Source organism: Bradyrhizobium sp. LeoB3 (assembly GCF_055456055.1).
Genome location: NZ_JBVBEF010000096.1, coordinates 1 through 20239 on the forward strand (window position 1 = coordinate 1; position 20239 = coordinate 20239).

Here is a 20239-nt window from a genome sequence, read left to right on the forward strand (position 1 = left end):
GAGACACACTTGATCAAGAACGCTGAGGCTCCGGGTGGCGTTGGTGAAGCTCCGACAGCCATTGTCAGTGCTGCAGTGACCAACGCGATCTTCGCCGCGACCGGCAAGCGTGTGCGCAGCCTGCCGATCGATACGGGTTCGCTGAAGTCGTCGTCATAGTCCCTGCCGGTCATCGCTTGCGCGTCGCAGCCGGAGGAACGCTGGTGACCATCGCCGGGCTGACCGAGGCACGGCCTGCCGACGGCCTGGAAACCGACTTTGTTCTCGTGTCCGATCGCGCCCAACTGGTGAGATCGTCTGGCGGGTGCGTGATGGACGGCTGCGGACGAACATCGGCACCGTCGCGACCTTCGACGGTGCCTGCGCTGCTTTCAATCGGACAAAGCGGATCAGCGGGAAGACGATTATCCGCGTTCGTCCGTAAGGATGCTCAGCGTGAAGGAATCTACGCGATGAGCACGCAAGAGAAACGCGGCTATCAAATGTTTCCAGTGCTCGATGCGTAACGGGTTAAGGACGTTACAGGGATTTCAGGAGCATTCTATGCAATCAGTCGAGATTAAAGCCATTGCTAACCACGATTTTGATATTTGGCTTCCGCTGTGGAAAGGCTATCAACGATTTTACGAGGTGGATATCCCCGAGTCGGTGACGCTCAAGACCTGGGTGCGTTTGTTGGACCCGGTCGAGCCGATGCGTGCAGCGCTCGCCATGGTCGGTAAACGAGCATTGGGCTTGGTGCATTCGATCTACCATCGATCAACCTGGACGACGGGCGACTACTGCTATCTTCAAGACTTGTTTGTCGCGGACGACGCACGTGGCGGCGGCGTCGGTCGCGCGCTGATCGAGCATGTCTATGCCGAGGCGAGACGTCGAGGGGCGGCCCGCGTGTACTGGTCGACGCACGAATCCAATCACAACGCCATGCAGCTTTACGACCGGATCGCCGAACGCTCGGGTTTTATCATTTACCGAAAGCAATTCGGCTAACCGCTAGTGCAGGTCCATCCTCAGGCCCCGTGCGCCGCGTCTCTGTCCTACGCGATCCGGGTAAGGTAGCGAGGTCTTATGTCCCAAATCGATTGGCTCAGCCATCTCCTGCAAATGATCACCATCACTGGCCAGCTCGAGGTCCGCTGTGCCTATGGTGCACCATGGCGCGTGGCCTGGCCCCGGTCCGCCGCGCACGAGATTCCCTACCACGTCGTGCTCAAGGGCCGGGCCATTATCGAGGATCCGGAGACGAAGACCGCGCGGGAGCTCGTGGGCGGAGATATCGTGATGTTGCCTCACGGTTCGGAGCACGTGCTGCACGATGGCAGCGGGCATACGCCGGGGCCAACGTACAATAGCCAGCGTTCGGCCGGATGGATGCTCAGCGCAAATGATGGCCAGGGCGACCGTCTGGACATGTTGTGCGGGCGATTTTTCATCGGGCCGCCACATGATCGGCTGATCCGCAATTACCTGCCCACCAATCTGGTGGTGCGGGCCATGGACGGCGATGATGAAGGGGGCGTCGGGTCCGCCGCGAACCACCTTGCCAATCTCGTCGGGCTGATGCGGGTGGAGTCCGCCGGCGACAAGCCGGGCAGCAACGCCATCCTCAACGCGCTTTCCTCGGCGCTATTCACACTGACACTGCGCGCGGCAAGCGAAACCGAGCAGGCTCCGGAAGGATTGTTGGCGGTGGCCGGAAATCAACGACTAGCCCCCGCCATTTCAGCCATGTTGGCCGATCCTACCCGGCCCTGGAATCTGCCCGATCTGGCCGACTTGTGCGGCATGTCACGCGCCACCTTCATGCGGCACTTTCAGGAAAAGCTGGGCCGCTCGGCCGCGGACCTGTTAGTCGATATCCGGATGAGCCTGGCCGCCAACGAGCTGAAGAAGCCGACGATCAGCACGGAGGCCGTAGCCGAGGCGGTTGGGTATCAATCGGTAGCGGCATTCCGGCGCGTGTTCGCCGACAAGATGGGGATGACGCCGGGAGAATGGCGACGTCTGGCTCGCGAGAGCGCGTAAATGCGCTCGCGTTCGGTTCAGACCGAACGACGAGCTAGGCGCGTAGGCGCGGACCGCGCACTCTTTCGCATGACCGACCCGCGAGACGTCCTTCTATACCTGCCGCAGCTGAAGCTCGATCTCGACGAGACGACTTACGGCGCGCGCTGCCGTGGGAGGACCGTTGATCGATCCGCCTCGGTTTGATCCTTTTGGGCATCTTGTTGAGCCGTTCGCGTCTCGAAATCAGCATTGCCAAGCCTAAAGTGAACCTCACTAATCACCTGATGAGGGAGCCACACCATGAGCCAAGTCGCTATTCCCACCACCGAAGCCGCCACCGCTGCAATCCTTTTGCGGGCCAAGGAGAGCGGAAACACTCTCGCGCCTGAACCTTCTCATTCACCCAAAGCACCGACGATGACGAATCCCGTCATCGAAACCATTTTGAGCCGCAGCTCTGCCAAATACTACGACACCAGCGCCAGGATGAGCGACGAAGAAATCCGCGAGCTGGTGCGGATCGGCACCTGCGCGCCGACATCCTTTCACCTGCAGAACTGGCGGTTTATCGCCGTTCGCACGCCCGAAGCAAAAGCTCGGCTGCGCCCGATCGCGTGGAATCAGCCCGCAATCACCGAAGCGGCCGTCACCTTCATCATCCTCGGCCAGCTGGCCGATGCGAGCACGGTTCCGGAGCGCCTGGCGCCAGTCGTGGAAGCTGGCATCATGCCGGCGCACCTGGTGCCCGAGTGGGAAAATCCGGCGCGGGGTCTGTATGACGATCAGCCGCAGCGCCAGCGCGACGAAGCAATCCGCTCGGCCACATTCGGACACGGCCGCGATCATCTATGCGGCCCGCTCGATGGGCATGGGCTCGACGCCGATGATCGGTTTCGACGCCGAAGCGGTGCACCGCGAGTTCGGCCTGGCCGAAGACGAAGCGCCGGTCATGCTGCTGAGCGTCGGGCCGGAGCGCCCGGGCAACTGGCCGCAGAAGCCGCGCCTGCCGGTCGCCGACGTGCTGCACTTCGCATAATCGTTCAACAATCCAGTAAGTTAAGGAGAATTACTATGGCACGTTGTGAAGTTCTCACGCGGGAAAAGGTCCCGGCCGATTCGAAGTCGACGCTGGACGCATTCACCAAGAACATCGGCTTTACGCCGAACATGATGGCGGCGTTCGCGAACAGTCCGATCGCGTTCAATGCCTGGGCGACACTGCTCGGCTCCCTGAGCAAGGCGCTGGACGTGAAGACGCGCGACAGCATCGGCCTCGCCGTTTCCGAGGTGAACGGCTGCAACTACTGCCTGACGATTCACAGCTACACTGCCGAGCATATGGCCAAGCTGCCGGCCGACGAGATCATTCTCGCCCGGAAGGGGCATGCGAGCGACCCGAAGCGGGACACCGCAGTCCAGTTCGCGCGGAAGGTCATCGAGACCCGCGGCCATGTCAGTGATGCGGACCTCAAGGCCGTCCGCGATGCCGGCTACACCGACGCGAACGTCATCGAGATCGTCGCTCTGGTAGCGATGTACTCGCTGACGAACTTCTTCAACAACGTGTTCGATCCCGAGAAGGACTTTCCCGCCGTTAAGCCGGCTGGCTCGATCTGAACTCCATTCGAAACAGCGCAGGGCACGCGGATCATCGGCCAATACGACGACAATATCGGCTTCGGCCAGAGTCTCGTGCTGCAGGTTTGGACGCTATCTGAGCCGACGAGCGCTGCTCGTAGGCAATAACTCCGGAGAAGAGAATGCTGCTGCCTCGTCGACCAGTTCCCGAATTGCGCGTGCCGACGCTTGCTCATGGCGACTTTGATCTTGCCGCCGATGCACCGAAGCTATTTACGTTGATATCATTTTATCGCGGGCTCCATTGCCCGGTCTGTCTCAAGTATCTGCGTGACCTAGAATCGCTGATCCCCGAATATGAGCGTCGCGGCACAAAGGTCATCGCCGTCAGCTCTGACATTCGCGAGCGCGCTCAGGAAATGGCGAGCAAGGTCGGCACCCGCTTGCGATTCGGATACTCTCTGCCGCTCGCGGTTGCGCGTAGATGGGGACTCTATATTTCATCGTCGCGCGGAAAGTCATCGATTAACGTCGAGGAGCCGCCGCTATTTTCAGAGCCTGGCGTATTCCTCGTCCGACCGGACGGTACTTTGTATTACGGCGCGGTTCAAACAATGCCGTTCGCCCGTCCGCTGTTCTCCGAACTGCTTCAGGCGATCGACTTTGCCATCGCCAAAGATTATCCGGCGCGTGGCGAGTATGACGGCCCTCTCTGAGCGTCCTCTTTCTCGACCCCGCACCATTCATCAGTGGCGAGATCCTGCACGTCGACGGCGGGCAAAGTGTTGGCCACTGAGCTGCCCCATCCCTAATCGTGAATCAGGAATAAAGTAATGCTCGATCATCCAATTTTGCGCGCTGGCCGGCGCAGTACCCTGATCGGCTGCAACTCTTTTCCCTGCCGACACCCAATGGGGTGAAGGTCGGCATCATGCTTGAGGAAACGGGCCTCGCCTACGAGCCGCACCGAATCGACATTCTGGCAAACGAAAACCACGAGCCGGCCTTTCTCGCGCTCAACCCCAACGGCAAGATTCCCGCAATCTACGACCCCGACGGGCCGAGCGGCACGCCGCTCGCGCTGTTCGAATCAGGCGCAATCCTCCTCTATCTTGCCGACAAGACGGGACAATTTATCTCGGCCGATCCGAACGCCCGCTACGAAACGATCCAGTGGGTGATGTGGCAGATGGGCGGAGTCGGGCCGATGTTCGGCCAGGTCGGCTTCTTCAACAAATTCGCCGGCAGGGCCTATGAGGACAAGCGCCCGCGCGACCGCTACGCAACCGAATCAGCGCGGCTGCTCGGTGTCCTCGACGAACGGCTCGCGGGCCGCGACTGGGTGATGGGCGCTGACTACAGCATCGCCGATATTTCGCTGCTTGGCTGGGTGCGCAACCTGATCGGGTTTTACGAAGCGCGCGAGCTCGTCGGCTTCGACCGCTTTGTTCATGTGCAGGCGTGGCTCGACCGCGGCCTCGCCCGTCCGGCGGTGCAGCGCGGGCTGCAAGTGACGGCACTGACCGAGGAGAGGAAATTATGAAGAACATCCTTCATATTGATTGCAGCCCGCGTCCGGAGTCGCACAGCCGCCAGCTTTCGAAGGCGATCCTCAAAAAGATCCTAGAGGTCGCGCCCGGCGCGAGCATCAGCCGGCGAGATTTTGCGGCTGTCCCTTTGCCGCACGCTGCGCCCGAGTATGCGACGACCCTGTCGTCGCCCGCTACGTTGGCTGCCCCGCTGAAGGGGGCGCTGGATCTTTCCGAAATGCTCATTCAGGAAGTCGAGGCGGCCGATGTGATCGTCATTGGAACGCCGATGCACAACCTGACCGTACCGTCGGTCCTCAAGGCGTGGATCGATCAGATCCTGCGCGCCGGCCGCACGTTTAAGTCGACGCCGGCCGGGAAAATAGGAATGCTCCGTGATCGTCCGGTGTTCATCGGCATCGCTTCCGGTGGCGTCTTCACCGGCGACCGGGCCAATCAGCCCGATTTTCTCACGCCGTATCTTGCGGCTGTGCTGGGCTCCATTGGGCTGAAAACCCTGCAATTCCTCCCCGTGCAAGCCACCGCGTTTCTCGAGGGGGACAACGCCACATCAGCGAGGGAGAAAGCGCTCGCGGCGATCGACCTGACGGTCATGGGGGAAGTTGCACGTCCGGCGTCTGTCGAAGGAGAGTGAAGCATGAAGATAGTCGTGATCGGCGGCACCGGGCTTACTGGCTCGAAGACCGTCGCCATTCTGCGCCGGGGCGGCCACGAGGTGGTCGCGGCGTCGCGCGGAGGTGGCGTCAACACCGTCACCGGAGAAGGGCTTGAGGGAGCTATGACCGGCGCGCAGGTGGTGATCGACGTCTCCAATGCGCCGTCGTTTGACGCCAAGGCGGTGATGGAATTCTTCGAGACCTCCGGACGCAACCTTCTCGCGGCGGAGGCCGCGGCAGGCGTTCGCCACCACGTCGTTCTATCCATCGTCGGAACCGATCGGGTACCCGGCCAAGGCTATTACCGCGCCAAAGTCGCCCAAGAGAAATTGGTCGAGGCTTCGGGTATCCCCTACACGATCATTCGCGCGACCCAGTTCCTGGAATTCCTCGGCGCCATTGCCGGTGCGAGTACGGATGGACGCGTCGTCCGGCTGCCGCCGGGTCTACTTCAGCCTATCGCGGCTGACGACGTTGCCGCCATCGTCGGCGAAGTGGCTCTCGCTAACCCGCGAAACGGGATCGTCGATATCGCAGGCCCGGAACGAGCGCCGTTCAACGAAATCGTCGCGCGCTATTTGAAGGCCGTCGGAGACCCGCGGGAGGTCGTGAAAGATTCGGAAGCCCGATATTTCGGCGGGCGACTCGAGGAAAAGTCACTCGTACCATGGGGCAAGGCGCTTCTCGGCCACCTCAATCTGGAGGAGTGGTTACGCCGCTCGCGGAAAGAAGCTTGATCGCGTTCCCATGATAACGAAGCGAGGATATCCATGATTGAAATCACTGCCGACATGGAGGCGATCGTCAAGCAGGGGATCCTGTCGTTCGTCGCGACAGTCAACGAGGACGGGACGCCCAATCTTTCGCCGAAGGCATCTTTGACGGTCATGAACGGCGTTCTCTACTTCGCCGATATCGCATCGCCTCGGACGATACTGAACTTGAAGCACAATCCCGCCGTCGAAATCAACGTAGTCGATATCTTCCAGAGGCGCGGTTATCGATTCAAGGGCCGTGCTTTGATACTGCCGCAACACGATGGCGAGTCTTTGATGATCGCCAACTGGGTTCGGGCGGCGAATGGCCCTGAGTATCCTGTCGATCACGTTGTCAAAATCGAAACCACTTCGATCACCCCGTTGCTGTCTCCCGCCCATGTCTTTGCCCGCCCTCCTCGGAGTCAGGACGAAATCAGGAGCACCTACCTTCAAAGGTACGGTGTGAAACCCATCGGGACATAGGTGCAGGGTCCGCGAAGACCGCATACCAACCTATACTCAGAGGGAGAAAGCCCATGAAGATCCGAACCATCATCGCCGCCACCTGCGCCGCCCTTGCCTTCTCGATGGCCGGCGCTGTCTCCGCCCATGATAGCGAAACGCAAACCGTCACGAAGAACTTTGGGTCGGCTATTGCCAATATCCCCGGCAAGTCGCTGATCGCCTTGGAGGTCGACTACGCGCCTGGCGCGGCCTCTCCGCCCCACACCCACGCGAAGTCGGCTTTCATCTACGCCTATGTGATCTCGGGCGCGATCGAGTCGAAGGTGAATGACGGCGAGACGCGCATCTATCGGCCGCGCGAGAGCTGGTCCGAAGCGCCGGGTGCGACCCATTCGATCAGCCGCAATGCCAGCAAGACCGAGCCGGCAAAGCTGCTCGCTGTCTTCGTCCTCGAACCAACGACAACCCTCTGACCACGCCCGTCAAATAGACCTTCGAAGCAAGAGGCCAATGACCAGACGTCTGGACTATAACCAGATCGCTCCGAACGGCGCCAAGGCCCTAGGCGCTGTGTATGGCTATATCACGCAGAGCGAGCTGCCGGCCGAGCTGGTGGAGCTTGTCTATCTGCGCGTTTCGCAGATCAACAACTGCGGTTATTGGCTCGACACGCACATACGCGATCTCACGAAGACGGGCGTGCCGATCGGGAAGCTCGCCCAGGTTCAGGCCTGGGAGGAAGGCGGCGACCTCTTCAGCAAGACCGAGCGCGCCGCCCTGGCCTGGGCCGAAACGGTGACGCGTGTGGCGCAGGCCGGCGTGCCGGACGATGCCTACCAGGCGGCACGCGCGGTTTTCGGCGAGAAGGAGCTGGTCGACCTCACGCTCGCGATCAGCCTGATGAATGCCTACGACCGCATGGCGATTAGCTTTCGCAACGCGCCCCACGCGGCCACCAAAAAATAAGCAAAGCGCACCCCGCCGCGGCGCGCACATCTCGAAGGTCTTCCTCTTGTGAAGATTTTTGTTGCTGGCGGCCACCGTGGGCGGGGTGAGCAACTGGATCTGCTGTGCGGACGGTTTTTCGTCGTGCCGCCCCATGATCGACTGATCCGCAACTACCTGCCCGCAAATCTGGTAGTGCGGGCTATGGAAAACCATAGAGAAGAGGGCATCGGGTCGGCATTCAGCCAACTTTCCGGTTTTGTCGGGCTGATGCGAATGGAGTCCGCCGGTGACAGGGCGGCAGGACGCGCCATTCTCAACGCGCTTTCTTCGGTCTTATTCACTCTCGTCCTACGCGCGGCGAGCGAAACCGAAAAATCTACCGAAGACTTGTTGGCCCTGGCTAGAAATCCGCGACTGGCCCAGCCATTGAGCGATGTTTGCCGATCCAGCGCGGTCTAGGAAATTGCCTGATTTGGCGGATTTGTGCGGCATGTCGCGGGCCACGTTCACGAGGCACTTTCAAGACCGGCTCGGTCGCTCCGCCCTCGATCTGTTGACCGATCTCCGCATGAGTCTGGCCGCCAACGAGTTGAAGGAGCCGGCGATCAGCACCGAAGCTGTGGCCGAGACCGTTGGATATCAATCGGTCTCGGCATTTCGGCGTGTGTTTGCCGAGAGGATGGGGATGACGGCGGGGGAATGGCGCCGACTGGCGCACAGAGGCGAGTAGACGCGCGGCTGGGCCTCACGCGCGTCAGTTTGATCCTTTCGCGCATCATCTTGAGCTGATCCAGTCTCGAAGTTTGCACGGCCAACCGTAAATTGAGTTCCGTAATCACTTGATGAGGGAGCCACCCAATGAACAACATCGCCACAGCCGCTGCCGATCCCGCAATCGGCGCCATCGCGGACATCTACCCACGGGCCAAAAGGAACGGAATCGCTCTCGCGCCCCAACCTTCCCATTCGCCCACCCGGCCGCTGCCGACAAACGCTGTCATCGACACCATTCTGACCCGCAGTGCCACCAAGTACTACGACCCTACCGCCACCCTGAGCGACGATCAGATCCGCGATCTGGTGCGCATCGGCACGTCAGCGCCCACATCCTTCCACCTGCAGAACTGGCGCTTCATCGCTGTACGCTCCCCTGAAGCAAAGGCGCGGCTGCGTCCGATCGCTTGGAATCAGCCCGCGATCGGGGACGCCGCCGTTACCTTTATCGTCATCGGCCAGTTGGCCGATGCCAGCACCGTCCCCGATCGCCTGGCGCCCGTCGTGGAAGCCGGCATCATGCCGGCGCATCTGGTGCCGGAATGGGAAATGCCCGCTCGCGGTCTGTATGACGATCAGCCGCAGCGTCAACGCGACGAGGCCGTGCGCTCCGCGACCTTCGGCACCGCGGCGATCATGTACGCGGCCCGTTCGCTGGGCCTGGGTTCTACGCCGATGATCGGGTTCGACGCCGAGGCCGTGCACAGCGAGTTCGGTCTGGCCGAAGACGAAGTGCCGGTCATGCTGCTGACCGTCGGGCCGGAGCGAGCAGGCAACTGGCCGCAGAAGCCCCGCATGCCGGTGGCTGACGTGCTCGACTTTGCATAATTCAAAATCAACTCAAGAACTTATGGAGATTACGACGGCAAGAACTGTTGCTCTGAAGCCTGACCAGGTGCCGGTTGAATCGAAATCGACCCTTGATGCGTTCACCAAGAACATCGGGTTCACCCCAAATATGATGGCGGCCTTCGCTCAGAGCCCAAGCGCATTCAACTCCTGGGCCACCCTGCTCGGCTCCCTGAGCAAAGCGCTCGACGTAAAGACACGCGACAGTATCGGACTCGCGGTCTCCGAAGTGAATGGTTGCAACTATTGCCTGACGGTTCACAGCTTCACAGCCGAACACATGGCGAAGCTATCGGCCGATGACATCATTCTGGCCCGAAAGGGCCATGCCAACGACTCGAAGCGGGACGCCGCCGTCCAGTTCGCGCGCAAAGTCATCGAGACGCGCGGGCACGTCAGTGATGCCGATCTGAAAGCGGTCCGCGAGGTTGGCTACACCGACGCGAACATCATCGAGATCGTAGCAATTGGTGGCCATGTACTCGCTGACGAACTTCTTCAACAACGTTTTCGATCACGAGAAGGACTTTCCGGCCGTCGCGCCGGCCGGCTCGATCTGAGCTTGGTCCCATCGCAACCTCACGAAGCAATTGGGATCGATCGCATGAACATCCTCCATATTGATTGCAGTCCGCGTCAGGATTCGCTTAGCCGCCAGCTTTCGGCGGCGATCGTCGAAAAGCTTCTCGAGGTTGCGCCCCGGGGCGAGCATCACTCAGCGTGATTTAGGGACGACTGAACCCTTGCCTCACGCCGTGGCGGATTACGTGGTCGCGCTGTCTTCGCCGGCCACGTTGGCGGCTCCGCCGAAGGGTGCTCTGGACGTTTCCGAAGCGCTTATTCAGGAAGTCGAGGCGGCCGATGTGATTGGCATCGGAACGCCCATGCACAGCTTCACCATTCCCTCGGTCCTCAAGGCCTGGATCGATCAAATTCTGCGCGTCGGTCGCACGATGAAGTCGACGCCGTCCGGAAAGGTGGGAATGCTCCGGGATCGTCCGGTTTTCATCGGCGTCGCTTCCGGTGCCGTCTTTTCTGGCGAGCGAGCCAATCAGCCCGATTTCCTCACGTCGTACCTGACGCTGGCGCTGAACTCCATTGGGCTGAAAACCCTGCAATTCCACCCGGTACAGGCCACCGCGTTTCTTGACGGGGACAAGGCCACAGCAACGAGGGACAACGCTCTTGCCGCCATCGACCTTACGGTCATGGGAGAGCTTCGAGGCGTGCTCGATCGTCCTGCAGTGCTCTCGCGATGCCCTCCTGCTCTGGGGACGGTCGCACCAGCAGCATTCAAGAGCGCACCTCTTGGCACGCTCGCATCATAACCCTCCGGCCTCCGCCGGACTATGAACACGAGGTCTTTCGATGATTTTACCTGCCGGTACGCTTCCCCAAATCGGCGACAGGATCACCGACAAATCAGCACCGCCCGATGACAGTGCCCTACGCAAATGGCTCGGTCCAGATGCGTTCGAGCATTGGGCCGAGCTGCGGAACTGGATCGACGAATTCTACCCTGGAGTTTTCTCGCCGGACTGGCTCTACGGTGGCAAGAACCGCGGTTGGTCTCTGCGCTACAAGAAAACCAAGGCATTCTGCACCTTGGTGCCGGAATACCGGCGGTTTTCAGCTGTCGTGGTGATGGGTGGAGCAGAACGAGAGAAGTTTGAGGAGCGGCGTTATGTCTGGCCGCCGCAATTGGTCAAGCTCTACGATGAAGCCAAGACGTACATCGACGGAAAATGGCTGACGGTTGCCATCTCATCGGCAGATGATCTGCATGATGTGACGGAGCTTCTGACTATGAAGCGCCCGCCAGATGTATCGTCGGCATCACACAGCAATTCGACATCACGGGCGTCGCGAAGGCGTCGAACCGATAGCTAACTGCGTGACAGATCTAAAAGACCTTCCACGCCTGCAATTTACCTCGAACCAACGAATCACTGAGGAGCACGATTCCCATGAAAGCAATCGTTGTAAGGACCAGACTGCGGGAACTGCCGGAATGAAGCTGGTGGAGCGGCCCGAACCACAGGCAGCGATAAACGACGTCGTTGTTCGGGTTCACGCGGTGGGATTCGTTAACACCGAACTGGAGTGGCCTTCGACCTGGGCGGATCGGGCCTTCCGTGACCGGACGCCATCGATCCTCCGCCATGAATTGGCCGGTGTGGTCACCGCGCTTGGCTACGGCACCACGGGGCTGTCAATCGGTCAGCGGGTGTTCGGCGTGGCGGATTGGCATCGCGACGACACGCTTGCCGAGTACGTCGCCATGGAAGCACGCAATCTCGCGCCGCTGCCCGGCGATGTCGACTTCACGGTAGGCGCGAGCTTGCCAATCTCGGGCCTGACCGCGTGGCAGCGCCTGTTCCAGCATGGCCGCCTTCAGGCAGGGCAGACCGTGCTTGCCCATGGCGCGGCCCGGCGCCGTCGGTTCGGTGGTGACGCAGCTTGCGCGAGAAGCCGGAGCCTATGTCATTGGCGCCGGACGCGCCGCCAACCGCCAGAAGGCTCTCGACTTCGGTGCAAATGAATTCGTCGATCTCGGGAACAACAACCTGGAAGACGTCGGCGGTGTCGATCTGGTGTTCGACGTAATCGGCGGCGATGTTCAGAAGCGGTCCGCGCCTTGATCCGGGCCGGAGGTACCTTGGTGACCGTCGTCGGCCGACAGAGGCTCGGCCCAAAGATGGCTTGACGGTCGACTTTGTCGTCGAGTCCGATCGTGCCCAACTGAGTGAGATCGTCCAGCGGGTGCGGGATGGACGGTTGCGGACGAACATCGGTAAAATTGCAGCACTCAACGATGCGGTTGCAACCTTCAACTCGACCGAGCGCCGCGCGGGAAAGACAGTAATCCGCGTTAGTCCGTAAGATTTCGACCTCGCGAAGAGGCTGAAGTTGGAAAATGGTTGTGCGCCAACGGCTATAGCCGCCCGATCCTGACCTAGGCATCGGGCGGTACGGCAGTTACGACAGCGCCCACGCCAAGACGATCAAGGTGTCTCCACGGCTCGTCGTTGCGCCGAGAGCCTTGCCAAATCAGCTGATAGCGACTTGCGCAACCGAGGCGTGGCGAATTCCGCGAACCGCCTGAGCTTGAGGGGCAGGAGCGTCTGACCCGTGTGTACGAGATGCACCGGGATTGGGTCAGGCTCGTAGTCTTGCAGAATGAGTTGGAGCTTTCCCTCGGCCACAGCGCGTGCGACCTGGTAAGAGAACACGTTTGTGACGCCGACGCCGGCGATCGCCGCGTCGATTGCGGACTCGGCCGTGTTGATCTTCAGCCGGCAGTAGGGACGCACGCTCCTGGTCGGTTTTCCGCTTGGGCTGAAGATCCACGCCAGCCCCGACGCTAGGGCAGAAAAGGTCACGCACATGTGGTCGGCCAGCTCCTCAGGCGTTTTCGGGACGCCGTGGGCGGCAAGATAGTCAGGACTGCCGCAAACCACGCGCCTGATCTCGCCGACCTTCGTGGCGATCAAGGTGCTGTCCGGGAGGTCGCCGACACGAACAGCCACGTCGATGTGCTCGTCGACCATGTTGATCATGTGGTCGGAGAGCGTGAGGTGCACGGTGATCTGTGTAAAGCGAGCAAGGAAGTCGTTCACGACGGGCACGACGTGAAGGCGTCCGAATACAATCGGCGCTGTCATCGTGAGCGTGCCGCGCGGGACCGTGTACTCCCCAGTGGCCTGGGTTTCCGCCTCCTCAACTTGTTCCAGGATGCGCTTGCAGGTCGCGACGTAGGCGAGACCCGCCTCAGTCAATGCGAGTTTACGCGTCGAGCGGACCAGCAGCTGAGTGTTGAGATGAGCCTCCAGCTCGGCGACCTTCCGGCTGACAGTTGGCAGGGGGACACCGAGCCGCCGACCGGCCGCGGAGAAACTGCCGGCTTCGGCTGAGGCTACCAAAATCGGCATTGCTTCAAGGCAATCCATCTTCTCTCACATTTCGAGAGGTTATTTCTCACAATTCCCAGATTATGTCGGCTTTCGATAGGGTTTATTCAAGCGCTTCAAGTCCGAACCGGCTAGTTCAACGGAGAGGAATATGTCCCGCATCGCCATCCCGGCGCCAGGCGAGTCGCCCGCCGAGTCGCAGGCAATTCTCGACAACGTCAATAAGATGCTCGGCTTTCTGCCTAACCACTACCGTCTCATGTCCATCAGTCCGAACGCCCTTGGCGGTTGGGCGGGCCTGATGGGGCCGGTGTCAAAGACTCTGGACCTGAAGACGCGCGAGGGGATGGCGCTGGCGGTTTCCGAGGCTAACGGTTGCAACTACTGCCTTGCCGCGCACAGCTACGTCTCGGCGAAGTTGGCGAAGATTCCGCCAGAGGAGATCGCGCTGAATCGGCAAGGCCAGTCAAGTGATCCGAAGCGTCATGCTGCGGTGGCCTTCGCGAAAGCCCTCATCGAAACACGCGGTAAAGTCTCCGATGCTCAATTCGCGGCGGTCAAGAACGTTGGGTGGACTGACGCAAACATCGTCGAGATGATAGCGTTGACAGCCCAGTTCCTGCTGACCAGCTTCATGAACAACGCGGTGCAGGCTCCAATTGATTTTCCAGAGGTCAGCCCTGCCGGAGCAGCCTGAAAGAGATCCCCGCTGAAGCAACCAGAGCTGGAGAATTCAACACCTCGACGGTTCTCGCGGCCCAGCGTCAAGCGCGTCTACGAGCCTCCCGAGGCATCTGATGGCGTGAGGGTGCTCTTCGACCGCATTTGGCCGCAGGGGCTCACGAAGGAGCGTGCCGCCGTCCACGTGTGGCTAAAGGATATCGCTCCGAGCACCAGCCTCAGGACCTGGTTTAGCCATGATCCGCAACGATGGCACGAGTTTCGTGAACGATATTTCGACGAACTTCGAGCTAACCGCGCTGCGGTCGAACAGATGAGGAATCTCGTTTCGGCCGGCAAAGTCACGCTGGTATTCGGTGCTCACGATGCTGAACGCAACAATGCAGTTGCGATCGCGGACTTTCTCACGGTGACCCGGTCGGCGTCACCGTAACACATAGGAAGCTCACTCAGATAGCTGTCAATGCTGCGAAGGACATCGCGTCTGACCGAAGGAGTCTGCCCGGACGATCTCCAGGTGCAAGTATGAACTTTCGACATCTGCCTTATTTCGTTGCCGCTTCCGACAACGGAAGCTTTCGAAAGGCGGGTGCGGCGTTGGTGTGCAGGAGTCTACGATCAGTCGCCGGATTCGTGACATGGAAGACGGGCTCGGGTCGGCGTTGTTCCACCGTCATAGTGGGGGTGTGTGCCTGACGGTAGCGGGGCAGCGGTTGTTGTCGAGAGCCCGGAAGGTCCTTCGCTACGTCAACGAAGGCGCCGAGATTGTGGATGCGGTGGGCCGCGCCAAGGAAGGTCATCTCCGCATAGGCATCTTCTCGTCGCTAGCGTCCGGTTTTCTCCCGGATCTGCTGCGGCGCTTCGCCCAAGAGCATGGGGGCGTCCATCTCGATATCGTGGACGGCAATCCCGCAGAGCATGTCGCAGCGATCCGGCAGTTCCGATTAGACATCGCCTTTCTGAGGCCGGCAGGTCTTCGATGGAGATGCCGGCCTTGACGCGCCGAAGGTTGGACTGGCTCAGCACCGGCTTGTTGAAGGGAATGTCGCGCGAGGACGACAGGGTGATTTTCTGATCTAGTGCGCTCGGGGGTTTGCCGGCACGCCATCCTCACCGGGGGAATCTCGCTGACTCGAGCTCAATGGCGAGCAATCGGTCGTGGTCCGAGACCTAGAAGTGCCAGTGATCCTTTTGGGCATCTTATTGAGCTGATCCAGTCTCGAACTTTGAATCACCGACCGTAAGCTTTGGTGGTGGCGTGATCGAAGCGCCCGCAAACAGGGGGTGATCGTGTTTCGTATTCCGGCTGCCGTCGCTATGTTGGTCCTCCTCAATGCCTGCTCGCGCGAGACGCCGCCAGCTCCGCTACCGCCTGCGGTCTCCGTCGCCAATCCTCTTTTGAAGAACGTCGTCGATTGGGACGAATATATCGGCCATTTCGAGGCGCCGCAGTCGGTCGAGCTTCGCGCGCGGGTGACCGGGCAGGTCACGCAGGTCCTGTTCCGCGACGGCCAAGATGTCCGGGAGGGCCAGCCGCTCTTCGTCCTCGATCCGCAGCCCTACAAGGCCGAGCTCGATCAGGCCCGGGCGGCGGTGGAGAGCGCTGAGGCGACGCGCGAGAACGCAATATTGATCGAGGCTCGATCGGCGATCCTCGAAGCGAAGAATACGGTCAGCAAGGAGAAGCTGGAGACCGATCAGACGCGGCTCCGTACGGCGACCGCCGCACTTCATTCCGCGCAGGCGGCATTGGAAACTGCCGAGCTGAACTACGGTTGGACCACCGTCCGGGCCCCTATCTCCGGGCGCGTTTCGAGCCGTCGCGTCTCGATCGGGGACCATGTCCAGGCGGGGACTACCCTGCTCACGACGGTCGTGTCGCTCGACCCGATCTGGTTCGTTTTCGACGGCGCCGAGAGCTTCTATCTGAAATATCTTCGGCAGGCGCAGCAGGGCCAACGCCAATCCTCGAGAGACTTCGAAAATCCGATCGATATCAGGCTGTCCGACGAAACCAGCTTCTCACATCGCGGGAAGATGGTGTTCGTCGACAACGCCATCGATATTGATTCGGGAACGATCCACGCTCACGCCGTCGTCGACAATCACGATCATTTTCTGACCCCTGGAATGTTCGGCCGGGCGCGCCTTCTCGGGTCGGGCAGTTATCGCGCCATGCTCGTACCCGACGAAGCGATCATCACCAAACAGTCGCTGAAGGCGGTTCTCGTTCTCGCACGTGACGGCACCGTCACGAAGCGGACGGTCGAGCTGGGACCGGAGGCTCTTGGGCTGCGGGCGGTAAAAGACGGACTTGCTTCCACCGATCTCGTTATCCTCGACCATATCACCCAGCTCAAACCGGGGATGAAAGTCGTCCCGCACCGCACGGCGATCGAGCCGCGCAATGCGGACGCGAGCCCGGCGGCGCCGCCGGTCGCCGCGCCGGAGCCATCCACCGCGACCGCCTCCGACGAGCACTGAGGAGCGACCGATGCGCTTTCCGCACTTCTTCATCGAACGGCCGATCTTTGCCGCCGTGCTCGCGGTCCTGATCACCGTTGCCGGTCTTGTCGCCTACCCATCCCTGCCGGTCGGTCAGTATCCGGAGGTCGCGCCGCCGACGGTCGTCGTCACCGCGCGGTTTCCCGGTGCGACCGCAGAGACGATGGCGTCGACCGTATCCGTTCCTCTCGAACAACAAATCAACGGCGTCGAGCACATGCTCTACATGTCGAGCTCCTCGGTCGGGGAAGGCTCGGTGGCGATCACCATCACGTTCGCACTCGGCACGGATATCAATGAAGCACAGGTTCTCGTCCAGAACCGGGTCGACGAGGCGCTTCCGCGATTGCCCGAGGAGACTAGGCAGATCGGCGTGACTGTCCGTAAGGTCTCGGCCGAAGATCTCGTGGGCTTCGCCTTCTACTCTCCCGACAACTCGCTCGATACCGACTTCATCTCGAACTATGTGACCCTGCAGATCAACGATCGCATCAAGCGAATTCCCGGCGTGGGCGATACGGTGCGCTTCGGCGGGCGCGAGTACGCGATGCGTGTCTGGATCGACCCAGATCAGGCGGCAGCGCGGAATTTGACAGTCGACGAGATCATCGCCGCCATTCGCGCCCAGAATGCCCAGGTCGCAGCCGGCATTATCGGCCAGCCGCCGTTTGGCATAAAGGGCAATGCTTATCAGCTTGGCGTGGATACCGAAGGGCGCCTCGCCACCCCGGAACAATTCGGCAATATCGTTGTCAAGCGGCGCGCTGGCGGCGGACTAACCCGGTTGCGCGACGTCGCGAGAGTCGAGCTGGGCGCTCAGGACTATTCGACCAATGCCTTCCTGAACGACCGCAATGCAATCGGCCTGGTCCTTAAACAACAACCCGGAACCAACGCGCTTGCGACCGAGGAACGAGCCAAGGCCCTCGTTGCCGAGCTGTCGAAGGACTTCCCGCCGGGCATGGCTTATTCCGTCGCCCACCATCCGCTCGACTTCGTGTCAGACTCCATCCGGGACGTGAAGGAAACACTTCTGGTCGCGCTGTTGCTCGTCTCATCGATCGTCCTGCTCTTCCTGCAAAGCTGGAGAGCAGCAGTCGTGCCGTTGATCGCCATCCCGATCTCCCTGACCGGAGGTTTCGCCACGATGGCCGCGTTCGGCTTCTCGCTGAATAGCCTGTCGCTTTTCGGAATGGTGTTGGCGATCGGCATCGTCGTGGATGACGCGATCGTCGTGGTCGAGAACATCGAGCGGCTGATCGTCGAGGAAAATCTCTCGCCGAAGGAGGCGGCCCACAAGACGATGAGCGAAGTGTCAGGCGCGCTCCTGGCCATCGCCCTCGTGCTCTGCGGCGTGTTCCTGCCGACAGCCTTCATCCCGGGCTTCTCCGGCGAGTTCTACAAGCAGTTCGCGTTGACGATCGTTTCTGCGACGGCGGTGTCGGCGTTCATATCGCTGACGCTGTCGCCGGCAATAGCCGCGTTGCTGCTCAAACCTGCCGACCAGCGATCGGAGGCCAAACCCGGCATTCTCGGCTTTCCAGGCCGATTTGCCCGCTGGTTCAATCACCTGTTTGACCGGATGTCTGTTCACTACGGCCGCCTCACCGGCAAGCTTGTCCGGCGCCTCGTGATCCTCACGGTCATCTATGGCGTGCTCATATTCACGACGGGGTGGCGCTTCTACGTCACGCCGCAAGGCTTCATTCCATCGCAGGACCAGGACCTGCTGCTCAACGTGCTCCAACTGCCTCCTGGCTCGTCGCTCGAACGGACGACGCAAATCTCAAAACAGGTCCAAGCTGCGGCCGCAACAGTTCCCGAGGTCGATCACTCATTGACCTTTGCCGGATTTGATGGCGCGACCTACTCCAACGCCTCGAACACGGCCCTCATTCCCGTTCACCTCAAACCGCAGTCCAAACGCAAGGCGACGATCGACGAGGTCGCGGACAAGCTTCGCAAGGCCTTTTCGAATATAACTGGCGCCAACGTACTGGTGATCTCGCCACCACCGGTCCGAAGCATCGGCACTGCCGGCGGATTCAAGATGGAAGTGGAGGATCGCACCGGCCTGGGCTATGCAGCCCTTGAGCAAGCCGCGCAGGATGTGATCGCCGAAGCGAACAAGAATCCTGCGCTGCAGCGAGTTTTTACGACCTACAACACCGGGACGCCACGTCTCCACGTCTCGATCGATCGCGAGAAGGCGGAGCAGCTCGGCGTGCCCGTGGATCGCGTATTCTCGACCCTCGGCACCTATCTGGGGTCGACGTACATCAACGATTTCAATTACCTCGGCCGCACCTGGCAGGTGATCGCCCAGGCGGACTCGTCGTACCGGCAATCGGCCGCTGACATCGTTCAACTCCGCGCGCGCTCGGCAAGCGGGAAGATGGTCCCGCTGGGCGCGATCGCGGATGTTCAAAAGCAATCCGGCCCGTATCGCGTCGTGCGCTACAACATGTTCCCGTCCGCGGAGATACAGGGCGGGGCTGCCCCAGGCTATTCGTCCGGCCAAGCGCTGCAAGCGATGGAGGAGATCGCCGCGCGCGTTCTGCCGAAGGGCATGGGCATCGAGTGGACCGAGCTCTCCTACCAGCAGAAGCAAGCTGGCAATACCGGCATCTACGTCTTTGGGCTGGCCGTGCTGTTCGTCTTCCTGCTTCTGGCTGCTCAGTATGAGAGCGTTGTACTGCCGCTGGCAGTGATCCTCATCGTTCCAATGTGCCTCCTCGCCGCCATTCTGGGGATCAACTTGCTCGGAATGGACAACAACATCCTCACGCAAATCGGCCTCGTGGTGCTGATTGGTCTCGCAGCGAAGAACGCGATTCTAATCGTCGAGTTCGCGAGGCAAGGAGAAGCCGAAGGCCTGACCCATCGGGAAGCTGCGATCCGAGCGGCGCACCAGCGCCTTCGTCCGATCCTGATGACGTCGATCGCGTTCATCCTGGGCGTGCTTCCACTCATTATCGCCCACGGCGCCGGATCGGAGATGCGCAAGGCGCTCGGCGTCGCCGTGTTCTTCGGGATGATCGGCGTGACCTTCTTCGGGCTGATTTTCACGCCGAGCTTCTACGTCATCAATCGCCTCATGGCCGATTGGATTAGCGCGCGGGTGAAGCGACTGCGCGCACGGCTTGGCGGACGTGTCGCCGCTGGCTCACCAGAGACAAAGCCGACTGCTCCCACCGCGCCGACAGTAGACGCAGCATGATGGCTATACGGGCGTTCGCTACACCGGTGCTTCTGGCTAGCGGATTGGCGCTGGGAGCCCGTTGTGCGGTCGGCCCGGACTATCGCCCTCCCGAGATTTCAAAGGTCGCGAAGGAGCCCTTGAGGGAAGTTAGCGAGATGGCCGAGCGGCGGCGCGATAAACTGCAGGCCTTTGGGTTGCGCCACCTGCGCTATGTCATCGCGGCGGCCGACAATGGCCGTTTCCGAAAGGCCGCTATAGCAATTGGCGTTCAAGAATCGGCCATCAGCCGTCGCGTTCGCGACCTGGAAGACGAGATCGGCGCCGCGCTATAGCGATCAGGATGTGCTGCTAG

General features: G+C 60.9%; 19 protein-coding genes and 7 pseudogenes. 24 read left to right on the top strand and 2 right to left on the bottom strand.

Annotation, left to right across the window (positions count from 1 at the left end):
- Positions 1-182 precede the first annotated feature (182 nt).
- The 18 genes and pseudogenes from ACZXDY_RS36645 to ACZXDY_RS36730 all read left to right on the top strand — a co-directional run.
- A pseudogene (locus ACZXDY_RS36645) lies at positions 183-424 on the top strand (NADP-dependent oxidoreductase); the annotation flags it as partial.
- Between the two features lie 119 nt (positions 425-543).
- On the top strand, positions 544-993 hold the full coding sequence (locus ACZXDY_RS36650) for a GNAT family N-acetyltransferase (protein WP_464348896.1): 450 nt from the start codon (positions 544-546) through the stop codon (positions 991-993).
- 78 nt (positions 994-1071) lie between these two features.
- Complete coding sequence (locus ACZXDY_RS36655) at positions 1072-2028, top strand: cupin domain-containing protein (protein ID WP_464348897.1); 957 nt, start codon at positions 1072-1074, stop codon at positions 2026-2028.
- A 399-nt stretch (positions 2029-2427) separates the two neighbouring features.
- Positions 2428-3046 (top strand): annotated as a pseudogene (locus ACZXDY_RS36660) (nitroreductase family protein).
- Between the two features lie 35 nt (positions 3047-3081).
- Complete coding sequence (locus tag ACZXDY_RS36665; RefSeq protein WP_464348898.1) at positions 3082-3627, top strand: carboxymuconolactone decarboxylase family protein; 546 nt, start codon at positions 3082-3084, stop codon at positions 3625-3627.
- A 143-nt stretch (positions 3628-3770) separates the two neighbouring features.
- On the top strand, positions 3771-4304 hold the full coding sequence (locus ACZXDY_RS36670; RefSeq protein WP_464348899.1) for a peroxiredoxin-like family protein: 534 nt from the start codon (positions 3771-3773) through the stop codon (positions 4302-4304).
- 167 nt (positions 4305-4471) lie between these two features.
- The gene (locus ACZXDY_RS36675) at positions 4472-5131 is read left to right on the top strand and encodes a glutathione S-transferase N-terminal domain-containing protein (protein WP_464348919.1); all 660 of its coding nucleotides are present in this window, start codon (positions 4472-4474) and stop codon (positions 5129-5131) included.
- Positions 5128-5772, top strand: coding sequence for an FMN-dependent NADH-azoreductase (locus ACZXDY_RS36680; protein ID WP_464348900.1), 645 nt, complete (start codon positions 5128-5130; stop codon positions 5770-5772). The genes ACZXDY_RS36675 and ACZXDY_RS36680 overlap by 4 nt, the downstream gene beginning before the upstream one ends.
- Before the next feature lie 3 nt (positions 5773-5775).
- Entirely contained in the window at positions 5776-6531 is a 756-nt protein-coding gene (locus ACZXDY_RS36685; protein WP_464348901.1) for an SDR family oxidoreductase, read from the top strand.
- A gap of 33 nt (positions 6532-6564) precedes the next feature.
- A complete protein-coding gene (locus ACZXDY_RS36690; RefSeq protein WP_464348902.1) occupies positions 6565-7035 on the top strand; it encodes a pyridoxamine 5'-phosphate oxidase family protein in 471 nt (156 codons plus the stop codon).
- 53 nt (positions 7036-7088) lie between these two features.
- A pseudogene (locus tag ACZXDY_RS36695) lies at positions 7089-7507 on the top strand (cupin domain-containing protein).
- Between the two features lie 20 nt (positions 7508-7527).
- Entirely contained in the window at positions 7528-7983 is a 456-nt protein-coding gene (locus ACZXDY_RS36700; protein WP_464348903.1) for a carboxymuconolactone decarboxylase family protein, read from the top strand.
- A gap of 81 nt (positions 7984-8064) precedes the next feature.
- Positions 8065-8695: pseudogene (locus tag ACZXDY_RS36705) on the top strand (helix-turn-helix transcriptional regulator); the annotation flags it as partial.
- Between the two features lie 128 nt (positions 8696-8823).
- On the top strand, positions 8824-9567 hold the full coding sequence (locus tag ACZXDY_RS36710; protein ID WP_464348904.1) for a nitroreductase family protein: 744 nt from the start codon (positions 8824-8826) through the stop codon (positions 9565-9567).
- Between the two features lie 22 nt (positions 9568-9589).
- Positions 9590-10148: pseudogene (locus ACZXDY_RS36715) on the top strand (carboxymuconolactone decarboxylase family protein).
- Positions 10149-10331: 183 nt separating this feature from the next.
- Positions 10332-10916, top strand: a complete 585-nt coding sequence (locus ACZXDY_RS36720; RefSeq protein WP_464348905.1) for an FMN-dependent NADH-azoreductase — start codon at positions 10332-10334, stop codon at positions 10914-10916.
- A 40-nt stretch (positions 10917-10956) separates the two neighbouring features.
- Entirely contained in the window at positions 10957-11478 is a 522-nt protein-coding gene (locus tag ACZXDY_RS36725) for a DUF3788 domain-containing protein (RefSeq protein ID WP_464348906.1), read from the top strand.
- Between the two features lie 77 nt (positions 11479-11555).
- Positions 11556-12471: pseudogene (locus ACZXDY_RS36730) on the top strand (NADP-dependent oxidoreductase).
- Between the two features lie 122 nt (positions 12472-12593).
- Here ACZXDY_RS36730 and ACZXDY_RS36735 read toward each other — a convergent pair.
- Positions 12594-13538 carry a LysR family transcriptional regulator gene (locus ACZXDY_RS36735; protein WP_464348907.1) on the bottom strand — a complete coding sequence of 315 codons (945 nt, stop codon included), beginning with the start codon at positions 13536-13538 and terminating at the stop codon, positions 12594-12596.
- Between the two features lie 112 nt (positions 13539-13650).
- Here ACZXDY_RS36735 and ACZXDY_RS36740 point away from each other — a divergent pair, with 112 nt between their 5' ends.
- The 3 genes from ACZXDY_RS36740 to ACZXDY_RS36750 all read left to right on the top strand — a co-directional run bounded on the left by ACZXDY_RS36740 (position 13651) and on the right by ACZXDY_RS36750 (position 15178).
- Positions 13651-14196, top strand: coding sequence for a carboxymuconolactone decarboxylase family protein (locus tag ACZXDY_RS36740; RefSeq protein WP_464348908.1), 546 nt, complete (start codon positions 13651-13653; stop codon positions 14194-14196).
- A gap of 27 nt (positions 14197-14223) precedes the next feature.
- On the top strand, positions 14224-14613 hold the full coding sequence (locus ACZXDY_RS36745; RefSeq protein WP_464348920.1) for a DUF488 domain-containing protein: 390 nt from the start codon (positions 14224-14226) through the stop codon (positions 14611-14613).
- Between the two features lie 169 nt (positions 14614-14782).
- Positions 14783-15178 carry a LysR family transcriptional regulator gene (locus ACZXDY_RS36750; protein ID WP_464348909.1) on the top strand — a complete coding sequence of 132 codons (396 nt, stop codon included), beginning with the start codon at positions 14783-14785 and terminating at the stop codon, positions 15176-15178.
- On the opposite strand, the pseudogene ACZXDY_RS36755 reads toward ACZXDY_RS36750, so the two are convergent.
- A pseudogene (locus tag ACZXDY_RS36755) lies at positions 15123-15248 on the bottom strand (ParB/Srx family N-terminal domain-containing protein); the annotation flags it as partial. The gene ACZXDY_RS36750 and the pseudogene ACZXDY_RS36755 sit on opposite strands and share 56 nt — an antisense overlap.
- Positions 15249-15497: 249 nt before the next feature.
- Here ACZXDY_RS36755 and ACZXDY_RS36760 point away from each other — a divergent pair.
- The 3 genes from ACZXDY_RS36760 to ACZXDY_RS36770 all read left to right on the top strand — a co-directional run bounded on the left by ACZXDY_RS36760 (position 15498) and on the right by ACZXDY_RS36770 (position 20219).
- On the top strand, positions 15498-16664 hold the full coding sequence (locus ACZXDY_RS36760; RefSeq protein ID WP_464348910.1) for an efflux RND transporter periplasmic adaptor subunit: 1167 nt from the start codon (positions 15498-15500) through the stop codon (positions 16662-16664).
- 10 nt (positions 16665-16674) lie between these two features.
- Entirely contained in the window at positions 16675-19905 is a 3231-nt protein-coding gene (locus tag ACZXDY_RS36765) for an efflux RND transporter permease subunit (RefSeq protein ID WP_464348911.1), read from the top strand.
- 137 nt (positions 19906-20042) lie between these two features.
- A complete protein-coding gene (locus ACZXDY_RS36770) occupies positions 20043-20219 on the top strand; it encodes a helix-turn-helix domain-containing protein (protein ID WP_464348912.1) in 177 nt (58 codons plus the stop codon).
- The last annotated feature ends 20 nt before the right edge of the window (positions 20220-20239 follow it).

Excerpts from the sequence above, each read along its gene's own strand:
- ACZXDY_RS36650 (WP_464348896.1), top strand. The coding sequence starts at position 544 with ATGCAATCAGTCGAGATTAAAGCCATTGCTAACCACGATTTTGATATT.
- ACZXDY_RS36655 (WP_464348897.1), top strand. The coding sequence starts at position 1,072 with ATGTCCCAAATCGATTGGCTCAGCCATCTCCTGCAAATGATCACCATC.
- ACZXDY_RS36665 (WP_464348898.1), top strand. The coding sequence starts at position 3,082 with ATGGCACGTTGTGAAGTTCTCACGCGGGAAAAGGTCCCGGCCGATTCG.
- ACZXDY_RS36670 (WP_464348899.1), top strand. The coding sequence starts at position 3,771 with ATGCTGCTGCCTCGTCGACCAGTTCCCGAATTGCGCGTGCCGACGCTT.
- ACZXDY_RS36680 (WP_464348900.1), top strand. The coding sequence starts at position 5,128 with ATGAAGAACATCCTTCATATTGATTGCAGCCCGCGTCCGGAGTCGCAC.
- ACZXDY_RS36685 (WP_464348901.1), top strand. The coding sequence starts at position 5,776 with ATGAAGATAGTCGTGATCGGCGGCACCGGGCTTACTGGCTCGAAGACC.
- ACZXDY_RS36690 (WP_464348902.1), top strand. The coding sequence starts at position 6,565 with ATGATTGAAATCACTGCCGACATGGAGGCGATCGTCAAGCAGGGGATC.
- ACZXDY_RS36700 (WP_464348903.1), top strand. The coding sequence starts at position 7,528 with ATGACCAGACGTCTGGACTATAACCAGATCGCTCCGAACGGCGCCAAG.
- ACZXDY_RS36710 (WP_464348904.1), top strand. The coding sequence starts at position 8,824 with ATGAACAACATCGCCACAGCCGCTGCCGATCCCGCAATCGGCGCCATC.
- ACZXDY_RS36725 (WP_464348906.1), top strand. The coding sequence starts at position 10,957 with ATGATTTTACCTGCCGGTACGCTTCCCCAAATCGGCGACAGGATCACC.
- ACZXDY_RS36735 (WP_464348907.1), bottom strand. The coding sequence starts at position 13,538 with ATGGATTGCCTTGAAGCAATGCCGATTTTGGTAGCCTCAGCCGAAGCC.
- ACZXDY_RS36740 (WP_464348908.1), top strand. The coding sequence starts at position 13,651 with ATGTCCCGCATCGCCATCCCGGCGCCAGGCGAGTCGCCCGCCGAGTCG.
- ACZXDY_RS36760 (WP_464348910.1), top strand. The coding sequence starts at position 15,498 with ATGTTGGTCCTCCTCAATGCCTGCTCGCGCGAGACGCCGCCAGCTCCG.
- ACZXDY_RS36765 (WP_464348911.1), top strand. The coding sequence starts at position 16,675 with ATGCGCTTTCCGCACTTCTTCATCGAACGGCCGATCTTTGCCGCCGTG.
- ACZXDY_RS36770 (WP_464348912.1), top strand. The coding sequence starts at position 20,043 with ATGGCCGAGCGGCGGCGCGATAAACTGCAGGCCTTTGGGTTGCGCCAC.